This is a genomic window from Amycolatopsis sp. H20-H5 (assembly GCF_035828755.1).
GTDB lineage: Bacteria > Actinomycetota > Actinomycetes > Mycobacteriales > Pseudonocardiaceae > Amycolatopsis.
The window spans coordinates 4,986-16,440 of record NZ_JAYMZS010000159.1; the positions used below are offsets into that span (position 1 = coordinate 4,986).

11 protein-coding genes are annotated in these 11,455 nt (G+C 70.7%); 6 read left to right on the forward strand and 5 right to left on the reverse strand.

What is annotated here, in order from left to right; genetic code table 11:
• Positions 1-90: 90 nt before the first annotated feature.
• Positions 91-993 (reverse strand): LysR family transcriptional regulator, encoded by a 903-nt coding sequence (locus QMK34_RS43040; protein WP_326420603.1) that lies wholly within the window; start codon positions 991-993, stop codon positions 91-93.
• A 98-nt stretch (positions 994-1,091) separates the two neighbouring features.
• Between QMK34_RS43040 and QMK34_RS43045 the strand changes: the two genes are divergently transcribed.
• Positions 1,092-2,051, forward strand: coding sequence for a DMT family transporter (locus QMK34_RS43045; RefSeq protein ID WP_326420604.1), 960 nt, complete (start codon positions 1,092-1,094; stop codon positions 2,049-2,051).
• Positions 2,052-2,177: 126 nt separating this feature from the next.
• Here the strand turns inward: QMK34_RS43045 and QMK34_RS43050 are convergent, their stop codons facing one another.
• Both QMK34_RS43050 and QMK34_RS43055 read right to left on the reverse strand, forming a co-directional pair.
• Positions 2,178-2,897: a response regulator gene (locus QMK34_RS43050; RefSeq protein ID WP_442785343.1), complete on the reverse strand. Its 720-nt coding sequence runs from the start codon at positions 2,895-2,897 to the stop codon at positions 2,178-2,180.
• 7 nt (positions 2,898-2,904) lie between these two features.
• Complete coding sequence (locus QMK34_RS43055) at positions 2,905-4,257, reverse strand: PspC domain-containing protein (protein WP_442785344.1); 1,353 nt, start codon at positions 4,255-4,257, stop codon at positions 2,905-2,907.
• A 108-nt stretch (positions 4,258-4,365) separates the two neighbouring features.
• On the opposite strand from QMK34_RS43055, the gene QMK34_RS43060 reads away from it, so the two are divergent.
• Positions 4,366-5,673: a PspC domain-containing protein gene (locus QMK34_RS43060; protein ID WP_326420607.1), complete on the forward strand. Its 1,308-nt coding sequence runs from the start codon at positions 4,366-4,368 to the stop codon at positions 5,671-5,673.
• Entirely contained in the window at positions 5,666-5,941 is a 276-nt protein-coding gene (locus tag QMK34_RS43065; RefSeq protein WP_326420608.1) for a hypothetical protein, read from the forward strand. The genes QMK34_RS43060 and QMK34_RS43065 overlap by 8 nt, the downstream gene beginning before the upstream one ends.
• Before the next feature lie 68 nt (positions 5,942-6,009).
• Here QMK34_RS43065 and QMK34_RS43070 read toward each other — a convergent pair whose 3' ends face one another.
• Positions 6,010-6,801 (reverse strand): E3 ubiquitin ligase family protein, encoded by a 792-nt coding sequence (locus QMK34_RS43070; RefSeq protein ID WP_326420609.1) that lies wholly within the window; start codon positions 6,799-6,801, stop codon positions 6,010-6,012.
• 40 nt (positions 6,802-6,841) lie between these two features.
• Positions 6,842-8,398, reverse strand: coding sequence for a glutamine-hydrolyzing GMP synthase (gene guaA, locus QMK34_RS43075; protein ID WP_326420610.1), 1,557 nt, complete (start codon positions 8,396-8,398; stop codon positions 6,842-6,844).
• Between the two features lie 189 nt (positions 8,399-8,587).
• On the opposite strand from guaA, the gene QMK34_RS43080 reads away from it, so the two are divergent.
• From QMK34_RS43080 to QMK34_RS43090, 3 genes are all read left to right on the forward strand, one after another.
• Positions 8,588-9,178: a DinB family protein gene (locus QMK34_RS43080; RefSeq protein WP_326420611.1), complete on the forward strand. Its 591-nt coding sequence runs from the start codon at positions 8,588-8,590 to the stop codon at positions 9,176-9,178.
• 164 nt (positions 9,179-9,342) lie between these two features.
• Complete coding sequence (locus tag QMK34_RS43085) at positions 9,343-10,374, forward strand: zinc-dependent alcohol dehydrogenase family protein (protein WP_326420612.1); 1,032 nt, start codon at positions 9,343-9,345, stop codon at positions 10,372-10,374.
• 67 nt (positions 10,375-10,441) lie between these two features.
• Positions 10,442-11,455: aldehyde dehydrogenase family protein (locus QMK34_RS43090; protein WP_326420613.1), on the forward strand; the 1,014-nt coding region annotated here is incomplete at its 3' end.

Sequence of the window (11,455 nt, forward strand, 5' to 3'; positions counted from 1 at the left end):
ACCGGGGCTCGCCGGGGTGCCCGCGCTTACAGTTAGCGGGCTAACTGGGGGTGTGTGGGGCGCGTGGGGCGTATGGGGCTGGTGGGACGACTACGCGGAGATGGCCATGGTCGTCCTCATCGCGGCGAGGAGCGTCCGGACGGCGGGCTGGTCGCGAGAGTGGGACGCGATGGCGGCGTGGATCGAGCGCAGCGGGTCGGGGCGGCGGACCTTACGCACGGTGATGCCGGGGTGCGGGGTGCCGAGGCCGAGCTCGGGGATCAGGGAGACGCCCATGCCGGCGGCGACGAAGCCCTGCGCGGTCTGGTAGTCCTCGGTCTCGACGACGAAGTTCGGCACGAACCCGGCCGCGCCGCAGGCGTTGACCAGGATGTCCCGGCACGAGCCGGGCAGCCAGTCGACGCCGACCCAGGGTTCGTCGGCGAGTTCCGCGAGGTCGAGCACGCGCTTGCGGGCCAGCGGGTGGGACTTCGGCAGGACCGCGCGATAGGGGTCGTCGAGCAGGTGCACCACGTCGACGCCCTTGGCGGGCGGCGTGTTCCGGGGGAACACGACGATCGCGACGTCGGCCCGGCCCGATTCGACCTCGGGCATCGGGTCGTCCGGCTCGACGAGCTTGAGGTCGAGCCGGATCCCGGGGTGCTCGCGCCGGACGGCGGCGACCGCGGGCGGGACCAGCGACGCCCCTGCGGTGGCGAAGTAGCGGATGGCGAGCCGGCCCGTCCGGCCCTCCTTGAGTTCGGTGAGCGCGGCCTCTGCCTTCGATAGCTGGGTGCCGAGCAGTTCGGCGTGCTCGGACAGCAAGATCCCGGCGGGGGTGGGCCGCACGCCACGACCGACGCGTTCGAGCAGCTCGACCCCGGCTTCGCGTTCCAGCGTGGACAGCTGCTGGCTGATCGCGGACGGCGTGTAGCCCAGGTTTCGGGCGGCGGAGGTGATCGAACCGCTGGTGATCACCGCGCGCAGGACCTGCATTCTCCGGACGTCCAGCATGGTCGCGATCCTACAGCTCTGCTTAACCATCACTACAGTTAATTTCGCTTGTCCTTATGTCTTGGTCCGGACAAGCTGATCCAGTCGAAGGAGGACTGGTGGGTGAGACCAAGACCCTGCTGCGGATCGGTGCCCTGGCGCTGATGTGGGGATCGAGCTTTTTCTGGATCAAACTGGGGCTGGACGCGTTTTCGCCGGTGCAGCTGGTGCTGGCCAGGCTCGTCTTCGGCGCCGCGGTGCTGTTGCTGATCTGCAAGCTCCAGCGCGACAGGCTGCCGTCGGACCGGAAGATCTGGCTGCACCTCACGGTCGCGGCGTTCTTCCACAACGCGCTGCCGTTCCTGCTGTTCGCGGTCGGCGAGACGACGGTCGACTCGGGCATCACCGGCGTCCTGAATTCGACCACCCCGCTGTGGGTGCTGGTCGTGGCGCCGCTGATGGGCGCGACCGGCCGGATGACCGGCGCCCGCGTCGCCGGGCTGGTCATCGGACTCGCCGGGATCCTGCTGATCTTCGAGCCCTGGCACGCGTCGGGGCTGCTGAGCTGGGGCGCGCTGGCGTGCCTCGCGGCAGCCGCGAGCTACGGGTTCGCGTTCGTCTACGAGGGCCGGTACCTCTCGGGCACCGGGGTTTCGCCGGTCGCGCTGTCCGGCGGCCAGATGCTGGTGGCGATCGGTTTCGTGCTGTTCGCGCTGCCGTTCGGCGGGTTCGCCCCGGTGCACCTGAGCACAGGCCCCGTGCTCGCCGTGGTGGTCCTCGGCATCGGGTCGACCGGGATCGCGTTCGCGCTGAACTACCAGCTGCTCGCCTCGGAGGGCGCGGTCGCGGCGTCGGTGGTCGGCTACCTGCTGCCGGTCGTTTCGGTCCTGCTGGGCGCGCTGTTCCTGCACGAGCAGCTGAACCCGCAGGTGATCGCGGGCATGGTCGTCGTGCTGGCCGGGGTCGCCCTCACCCGCCTGCCCCAGCGGGAGCGGGGGACCTTTACTGCCGCCACCGCCGCCGAACCGGAGCAAAGGTCCCTTGATCCCGCGGTGGCCACCAAGGGCGATCACGACTGACGCACCGCCCCACCAGCCCCACGCGCCACACCCGCCACCAGTTAGCCCGCTAAACGCACTCTCGCGGGCACGGTTAGCCCGCTAAACGCGCACGGTGGTGTCCAACGCGACCCCAGGAGCGGGGGGTCAGACGAGGCGGCGGTCCGAGGCCCAGCGGGACAGCTCGTAGCGGTTCGACAGCTGGGTCTTGCGAAGGACGCTCGACACGTGGGTCTCGACCGTCTTCACCGAGATGAACAGCTCCGACGCGATCTCCTTGTACGCGTACCCGCGCGCCAGCAGCCGCAGGACGTCGCGCTCGCGCGGGGTCAGCAGGTCGAGTTCGGGGTCGCTGATCGGCGCGGAACCCGGCCGGTCGGCGAACGCGTCGAGCACGAAACCGGCCAGCCGCGGCGAGAACACCGCGTCGCCGTCGGACACGCGGACCACCGCGCGCACCAGTTCCTTCGACGAGATCGTCTTGGTGACGTAGCCCCGCGCGCCCGCGCGGATCACCGCGATCACGTCCTCGGCGGCGTCGGACACCGACAGTGCCAGGAACACGATGTCCGGCAGGTCGGGCCGGATCCGGCGGAGCACCTCGGCGCCGCCGCCGTCGGGCAGGTGGACGTCGAGCAGCACCACCTGCGGTTTGGTGCGGGCGATCCCGGCGACGGCCTCGGCGACCGAACCCGCCTCGCCGACCACCCGGACCTCGTCGGTGATGGAGTCCAGTTCGGTGCGCACACCGGCACGGAACAGGGCGTGGTCGTCGACGAGGAAGACCTTGACCGGCTCCCGCGCCTGCTGGTTGTCCGTCACGCCGCTCCCTCGTTCACGCTTGGTCCCCGAACTTCCCCCGAGCATAGCGACCTCATGCCGCGCTCTTCCCCACCTTGACCGGCATCTCGAGCTGGACCTCGGTGCCCTCACCCGGCGCGGTGCGCAGCCGGCAGGTGCCGCCGTGCCGTTCCATCCGCCCCCGGATGGAGTCGGCGAGCCCGTGCCGGTCCTCGGGGACGACGCCGGGGTCGAACCCCTTCCCGCGGTCCCGCACGAACACCGTCACCGAGGTCGGCTCCACTTCGGCGTAGACGCTCACCTCTTCGACGCCCGCGTGTTTCGCCGCGTTCACGATCGCTTCCCTGGCCGCCTGCACGAGCGCGGTCAGCGACTCGTCCAGCTCGGCCTCCCCGACCACGACCTGTTGCACCGAGATCGCGAACGTGTCCTCGACCTCGCCGCACGCGAGCGCCAGCGCCTCCGAGAGCTGCCCTTCCTCGGTCTTCTCGTCGTTGTTCCCGTAGCCGGACGGCCCGTAGAGCCACCCCCGCAGCTCACGTTCCTGCCCGCGCGCGAGCCTGGCCACCTCACGCGGCGACTCCGACTGCTTCTGGATGAGCGCGAGCGTCTGCAGCACCGAATCGTGCAGGTGCGCGGCGATTTCGGCCCGTTCGTCGGTGCGGATCCGGGCCTTGCGCTCGTCGCTGAGGTCGCGCACCAGGCGCAGCCAGAACGGGACGGTGAGCACGGCGACCCCGATCAGCGTGGCCACCACCGCGATCAGCGCGAACTGGACCTGGTCGAGGCTGCCGCTGCGCAGCACGACGACGCCGATGCCGGTCATCACCAGCGCGACCCCGGCCAGGATGCGCACGGTGGCCGACCAGCCGCCACCGCCGCCGAGGAACGCCCCCGCGACGCTGTCCTTGGCACCGGTGCGCCAGCGGCGACGCTGCGATTCGTCGGCCTCGCGCCAGACCACCGCGGCACCGATCATCGCGATCGCGAGCGGCACCGCGACCCAGCCGCTGATCGCCCCGGTCAGCGTCCCGCTGGCCACCGCGAGCCCGATGCCGAGCGCCATCAGACCGAAAGCCTGCTGACGTTCCTTCTGGGTCGCCTTGCCGGTGGTCTTGACGCTGCCGTCGGCGTTGACCGTGGTTTCCTCGGCGCGCTGCTGCACGAAAACCCAGAGCAGCCCGTACGCGAGCAGCCCGGCGCCGTTGAGCGCGGCCAGCAGCGCGAAAACCGTCCGGACCCAGACGACCTTCACCCCGAGGTGGTCGGCGAGCCCACCGGCGACACCGGCGATCGCGCGCCCGGACCGGCGGCGGTACATCTTGGCCGGGCCGTCCAAGGTCGAGGGCACGCCACCGGCGGCCGTGGCCTTCACCGGCTCTGCGGTGTCCTGGTCGGGGGAATCCTGCACGGGTTCCATGGTCACACGAGTCGCGCGACGTTTCATCAGGGAAACCCCTGATGACCATCGAGCCGTGAACTCAGGGACGTTCCCCGATGTGCCCGGGCAGGCCGGTGACGCATGCTTTGCGGCATGAGTGGTGCGACGAACACACGGGCACCGAAGCCGAACCCACTGGCAGGCTTCGAAGACACCGTCAAGGACTTCTGGGTCAGCAGGCCGCGACGGCCGGTCTCCGGGCGCAAGATCGCCGGGGTGGCCGCCGCCATCGGCAACCGGTACGGCATCGACCCGGTGGTGGTGCGGGTGGCACTGGTCGCGGGGACGGTGTTCGGCGGCTCCGGCGTACTGGTCTACCTGCTCGGCTGGCTGTTGTTCCCGGACGAGCGCGACCAGGTGTCGGCGGCCGAGGGACTGATCGGCCGCGGCCGGACGACCACCTCACCGGCGTTCACCATCGTGCTGGGGGTGGCGCTCCTGCCCACCCTGGGCTGGAGCTTCGGCGGCGGCTGGTTCGACGGCGGCGGCCTGATCGGCTGCGCGCTGATCGCCGTCGCGCTGTACCTCCTGCACCGCGGCCGCGGCCAGGACAACCGCCCGGTCGCCCCACCCGTCGGCTACTCCACCGCGATGCCCTACGGCACGGCCGGGCCGGACGCGGCGTTCTCGATGACGACCCCGCAGGTCGCTACGGAAACGTCCACACCGGACGCCGCGGCACCCGCCTGGGACCCGCTTTCGGCCGACCCGTCGGCCTGGGACCTGCCGGGTTTCGAGCAGCCGATGAACCCGCCGCCCCCGCCGCGGCCCGCGCCGCCGGCACCGCGCCGCCGCAAGTCCAAGATCGGCGGGCCGGTCTTCGTGCTGGCGATCCTGGTCGCCGCGGCCGGAGTCGTGCTCAATCTCGACGGCCAGGACTGGTTCTCGCTGCGGCACATCGTGGGCCTGACGCTCGGGGTGCTCGGGCTCGGCCTGGTGGCCGGTTCGTTCGTCCGCGGCGCACGTGGCCTGATCGGGCTGGCCGTGCCGCTGGCGATCGCCGGGATGGTGCTGACCTCGGCGCCGTTCTCGGACCTGAGCCTGCAGGGCGGGGTCGGCAACCTCGACGCCACCCCGCGGACCCCGGCGCAACTCCAGCCGCTGTACGAGCGGGCGGCGGGCAACATCGACCTCGACCTGACCCAGCTGCCGCCTGCCATGCCGGTCCGGACGAGAGTCCACATCAGCACCGGGAACGCGACGGTCATCGTGCCGGAGAAGGCCGACGTCACGTTCACCTGCGCGACCGGCGCGGGCAGCATCGACTGCTTGACCGCCCACGAATCGGGGGTGGGCCACACGATCACCCAGACCGACGTGGACACCGACGGCCCTGGTGGCCAGCAGATCACCCTGACCGTGGAGAACGGCGCGGGCAACGTGGAGGTGCGTCGTGGCTGACAACAACCCGTACAACAACCCGTACAGCAATCCGTATGAGGTCAAGTACGACTACGACGAGCCGCAGACAGCGCCGGAGAAGCGGCGAGGGGTCGACGCGTTCACCCTGATCATCGGGATCGCCAGCCTCCTGGTCTCGGGTTACGTGCTCTCCGACGGCGCGAGCTGGCTGCCGCGGTTCGACTTCCGCTGGATCATGGCCGGGGGCGCGGTGTTCGTCGGCGTGCTGCTGCTGGCCGCTTCGATGCGGAAGGGCCACCGGAACTAGCGCGCTCGTCCGCTTCACGACGAAGGCCCCGGGCAAGTGCCCGGGGCCTTCGTCGTCGGCGGGTGAAGTCAGTGCAGGCCGCGCACCGCGCCGACGATCGTCAGCACGACTCCGAGGGCGAACCCGGCGATCACTCCGATGGCGAGGAACTTGTGGCGGCTCACCCGGGAGGCCCGCAGCTCCTCTTCGGTGCGGGTGGACACGAGGAAGTGCCCCGGCCCCGACGGCTTGCCGAGCACGAGCGGGCCGATCCGGTCGTGCGCCTCGCCCAGCACGAACAGGCGGGTGCCGGGGCGGATCAGCCATTCCTTGTACTGGTAGCCCAGCGTCGAGTCGCGGTTGCCGAACGGGATCCGGATCCCGAACAGCTCCATCCCCTGGTCGCCGCCGTGGTAGGGCTCGAACCGGTCCGTGGTCTGCTCGACGCCGTCGGGCGCCCGCCCGTTCGGGTCGACGCCGATGGTGCGGCCCTGCTCGTCGATCAGGGCGTAGCCGTTGGACGAGGTGAAGTCGGTGACCTTCTCCGTGCGCTTCGAGTAGCGCCGCTTGCCGTCTCGGTACTCGACGTGTTCGTACTGCCTGTCGACGCGGTAGCGGTACCAGACGCATTCGGTCTTGGTGATCTCGGCGAGCAGCGGTCCCTGCGGCGACGGGTACGCGGCGCCGACGACCTCGCAGACCTTCCGGAACCCGCCACGCCCGCCGAGCCCGTCGGAAATGGCGCGTTGCTGCTCCAGCTCCGGAATCGACAACGTCTCCGTGCCGATCATCGCGTGGAGCTCCTTCTTCGTGGACTGCATGAAGAAGAAACCGGCCACCGCGGCCAGCACGAGCAGGACTCCGATCACTATGAACGCCATCAGGCGATCCCCCCAGTAGGTGGTGCTCAGCCCGGCCGGGCTACTCCCATTCGATGGTGCCCGGCGGCTTGCTGGTCACGTCCAGCACCACCCGGTTGACCTCGGCCACCTCGTTGGTGATCCGGGTCGAGATGCGTTCGAGGACCTCGTACGGCAAGCGCGTCCAGTCGGCGGTCATGGCGTCCTCGCTGGACACCGGGCGCAGCACGATCGGGTGACCATAGGTGCGGCCGTCGCCCTGGACACCGACGCTGCGGACGTCGGCGAGCAGCACGACCGGGCACTGCCAGATCTCCCCGTCGAGCCCGGCCGCCGTCAGCTCTTCGCGGGCGATGGCGTCGGCGTTGCGGAGGATCTCGAGGCGCCCGGCGTCGACCGCGCCGATGATGCGGATGCCCAGCCCGGGGCCGGGGAACGGCTGGCGCATGACGATGGTCTCCGGCAGGCCGAGCTCCAGGCCGACCTTGCGGACCTCGTCCTTGAACAGCAGGCGCAGCGGCTCGACCAGCTTGAACTGCAGGTCGTCCGGCAGGCCGCCGACGTTGTGGTGGCTCTTGATGTTCGCCGCGCCCTCGCCGCCGCCGGACTCGACGACGTCCGGGTACAGCGTGCCCTGGACGAGGAACTCGTAGTCGCCCTTGGCCTTGAGGTCGCGCTCGGCCTGCTCGAACACGCGGATGAACTCGCGGCCGATGATCTTGCGCTTCTCCTCGGGGTCGGTGACCCCGGCGAGCGCGTCGAGGAAGCGCTCGCGCGCGTCGACAGTGACGAGGTTGACGCCGGTGGCGGCGACGAAGTCACGCTCGACCTGGGTGCGTTCCCCGGCGCGCAGGAGACCGTGGTCGACGAACACGCAGGTCAGCCTGTCCCCGATCGCGCGCTGGACGAGCGCGGCGGCGACGGCGGAGTCGACCCCGCCGGACAGGCCGCAGATCGCCCGGCCCTCGCCGACCTGCTCGGCGATGCGCTGGACCTGCTCGTCGACGATCGAAGCGGTGGTCCACTGCGGCTTGATGCCCGCGATGTCGTGCAGGAAGCGGCGCAGGACCTCCTGGCCGTGCGGCGAGTGCGCGACCTCGGGGTGGTACTGGACCCCGGCGAACCCGTGCTCGACGTCCTCGAAGCCCGCGACGGCCGCGCCGTCCGACGAAGCCGTGACGACGGAGCCCTCGGGGGCCTTGGTGACGCTGTCGTTGTGGCTCATCCAGGCTGTCTGGGTGCCGGGGAGACCTGCGTGGAGCACGCCGCCCTCGCCCGCGATGCGGACCTCGGTGCGGCCGAACTCGCGGATGCCGGTGGGCTCGACGGTGCCGCCGAGGGCACGCGCGAGCAACTGGTGGCCGTAGCAGATGCCGAGGATCGGGACACCGGCCTTGACCAGCGCGGGGTCCATGCTCGGCGCGTTTTCGGCGTACACGCTGGACGGGCCGCCGGACAGGATGATCGCCGAGGGGTTCTTGGCGAGCAGGTCCTCGACGGTGGCCGAATGCGGGACGACCTCGGAGTAGACCTGCGCCTCGCGGACCCGCCGGGCGATCAGCTGGGCGTACTGCGCCCCGAAGTCCACGACTAGTACCGGACCGGTGGGACTGGGCACCTACGACCTCCAGGGACGGGCGAGCACGCTTCCCCACCATGGTCCCAGGTGCGCCCCGTCACGCCGCCCCCAGCCCCCTGAGCTGCGTTTAGCGGGCTAACTGTAGCGCTTAGGCAGGCTAAGGAACGGGAACGCGCAGGTCAGGGAATTTCGGACCGTGGCTGTCCGCGAAGGTCCTAGCGTGGGGGCATGACTGTGAACTGGGCCACCGAACTCGCCGATCAGACCGACTTCCAGTGGAAGGCCGCCTTCCGCCCCCGCCTCGACACCCTCACCGACGAGCAGTACCTCTGGGAGCCGGTGCCGGACTGCTGGTCCATCCGGCCACGCGGCGACCGGGCCGATGCCCCTGGCACCGGCGACTTCACCATCGACTGGACCTTTCCCGCCCCCGACCCGGCCCCGGTCACGACGATCGCGTGGCGCCTCGCCCACATCATCATCGGCGTGTTCGGCATGCGAACGGCCTCCCACTTCGGCGGTCCGCCCGTCGACCACGCGACGTACCCCTCCGCCGCCACAGCCACTGAAGCCGTGAAGCAGCTCGACGACGCGTACGCGCTTTGGATCGAGGGGGTCCGCGGTCTGGACGCCGACGGCCTCGCGCGCCCCTGCGGCGAGTCCGAGCACAAGTACGCGACCTACCCGCTCGCGGCCCTCGTCCTCCACATCAACCGCGAGTTCCTCCACCACGGCGCCGAGATCCTCCTGCTCACCGACCTCCACCGCCATCACCTCACGAGCACCACCAGCACCACGCGCCCCCATTTAGCCCGCTAAACGCACTCTCGCGGGGACAGTTAGCCCGCTAAACGCGCTCGGCGCGGGCCGGGGGCAGGGTCACCCGATGGCTGAGTGAGAAGTCCCTCGGCACATGCCCGCAACGGAATGGATGCATGCTGGGGGACTCTCACCCAGGGACACGTCCACCACGAAAGGAAGCCATGCGAGCGACAGTCATCTACGGCGCCGGCGACGTACGCGTGGAGACGGTGCCCGATCCGAAGCTCCTCGAGCCCACGGACGCCATCGTCAGCGTCGTCCGGTCGTGCATCTGCGGCAGCGACCTCTGGCCGTACGCGAGCATGAAGCGCAGCGAGCGCGGCAGGCGGATCGGCCACGAGTTCCTCGGTCTCGTCGAGGAGACGGGCGCCGACGTCACCACCGTCGGCAAGGGCGACCTCGTCGTCGCCCCGTTCGTCTTCTCGGACAACACCTGCCAGTACTGCCAGGAGGGCCTGCACACGTCGTGCGAGCACGGCGGCAACTGGGGCACGAAGGACGTCGACGGCGGCCAGGGCGAAGCCGTCCGGGTCCCGCAGGCCGACGGCACCCTGGTCAAGCTCCCGCACACCGAGGACGACGACCTCCTCGCGTCCTACCTGACGCTGTCCGACGTCTTCTCGACCGGACATCACTGCGCGACCACCGCCGGAGTGAACGAGCGCAAGACCGTCACCGTGATCGGTGACGGCGCCGTCGGCCTCTCCGCCGTCCTGGCCGCGAAGCGCCTCGGCGCCGAGCAGATCTTCCTGATGGGCCGCCACCAGGCTCGCACCGATCTCGGCCGCGAGTTCGGCGCGACCGACGTAGTCGCGGAGCGCGGTGAGGAGGGCATCGCGAAGGTCCTCGAGCTCACGTCCGGCCAGGGCACGCACACCGTCCTGGAGTGCGTCGGCACGAAGCCCGCCTTCGAGATGGGCCTCGGCGTCGTCCGCGCGGGCGGCACGCTCAGCCGCGTCGGCGTGCCGCAGTACGAGGAGGGCCCCATCGGCCCGGCGCTGTTCCGCCGCAACGTCACGATCACCGGCGGCGTCGCCCCGGCCCGGCACTACATCCCGGAGCTGCTTGTCGACGTGCTCGACGGGAAATACCAGCCAGGGAAGGTCTTCGACCGGACCATCGGCCTCGAAGCCGTCCCCGAGGGCTACCGCGCGATGGCCGACCGCGAAGCGCTCAAGGTGCTCGTCAAGTGACACGCTGACCGACACGGAAGGGTGGGTGTTCACGTCGCGGACACCCACCCCGAATACCTTGGTGCGCATGGACATGATCACCCCGGAGCCGCGCCCGGCCTGGATCGCCGGCCGCCCCGAGCAAGGCGCGAGCACCCTCACGGTGCGCCACCCGTACGACGGGAGCGAGGTTGCCACCGTCGCAGTGCCCGGCCCGGAGCAGGTCGAGCGCGCGGTCGCGGCGGCGGTGTCCGTCGCCAAGGAGTTCCGGCGCTCCCCCGCGCACACCAGGGCGAACGCACTCGAACACGTTTCGCGGCGCCTGGCGGAGCGGGCCGAGGAGATCGCCGAGGTCATCACCGCGGAGAACGGCAAGCCGCTCAAATGGGCGGCGGCCGAGGTCAACCGCGCGGTCTCGGTGTTCCGCATCGCCGCTGAGGAGGCCCGCCGGTTCAGCGGCGACCTCCAGCGCCTCGACAGCGACCCGTCCGGCGAGGGCAGGCTGGCGATCACCCGCCGGATCCCGCGCGGCCCGGTGCTCGGCATCGCGCCGTTCAACTTCCCGCTCAACCTGGTCGCGCACAAGGTCGCGCCGTCGCTGGCCGTGGGCGCGCCGATCATCATCAAGCCCGCGCCGCGCACGCCGCTGTCCGCGCTGATCCTTGGCGAGATCCTCGCCGAGACGGACCTGCCCGAAGGCGCGTTCTCGGTGCTGCCGCTCGGCAACGAGGAGACCGCGGCGCTGGTCGCCGACCCGCGGCTGCCGGTGGTGTCGTTCACCGGTTCGGGCCCGGTCGGCTGGTCGCTGGCCGACGCCGCCCCGCGCAAGCACGTCGTGCTCGAACTCGGCGGCAACGCGGCGGCCGTCGTGCTCCGTGACTGGCCGGACCCCGAGGGCGCCGCGCAGCGCATCGCGACCTTCGGCAACTACCAGGCCGGGCAGTCCTGCATCGCCGTGCAGCGGGTGATCGTCGAGCGCGAGGTGGCCGACGAGTTACTGCCCGCGCTGCTGGAAGCCGTTCAGGCGCAACGAACCGGCGACCCGTACGACACCACTGTGGACGTCGGACCGGTCGTCGACGAGGCCGCGGCGGAGCGGATC

Coding starts and splice junctions, on each gene's coding strand:
- QMK34_RS43040 (WP_326420603.1), bottom strand. CDS start 993: ATGCTGGACGTCCGGAGAATGCAGGTCCTGCGCGCGGTGATCACCAGC.
- QMK34_RS43060 (WP_326420607.1), top strand. CDS start 4,366: ATGAGTGGTGCGACGAACACACGGGCACCGAAGCCGAACCCACTGGCA.
- QMK34_RS43050 (WP_442785343.1), bottom strand. CDS start 2,897: ATGCTCGGGGGAAGTTCGGGGACCAAGCGTGAACGAGGGAGCGGCGTG.
- QMK34_RS43080 (WP_326420611.1), top strand. CDS start 8,588: ATGACTGTGAACTGGGCCACCGAACTCGCCGATCAGACCGACTTCCAG.
- QMK34_RS43070 (WP_326420609.1), bottom strand. CDS start 6,801: ATGGCGTTCATAGTGATCGGAGTCCTGCTCGTGCTGGCCGCGGTGGCC.
- QMK34_RS43085 (WP_326420612.1), top strand. CDS start 9,343: ATGCGAGCGACAGTCATCTACGGCGCCGGCGACGTACGCGTGGAGACG.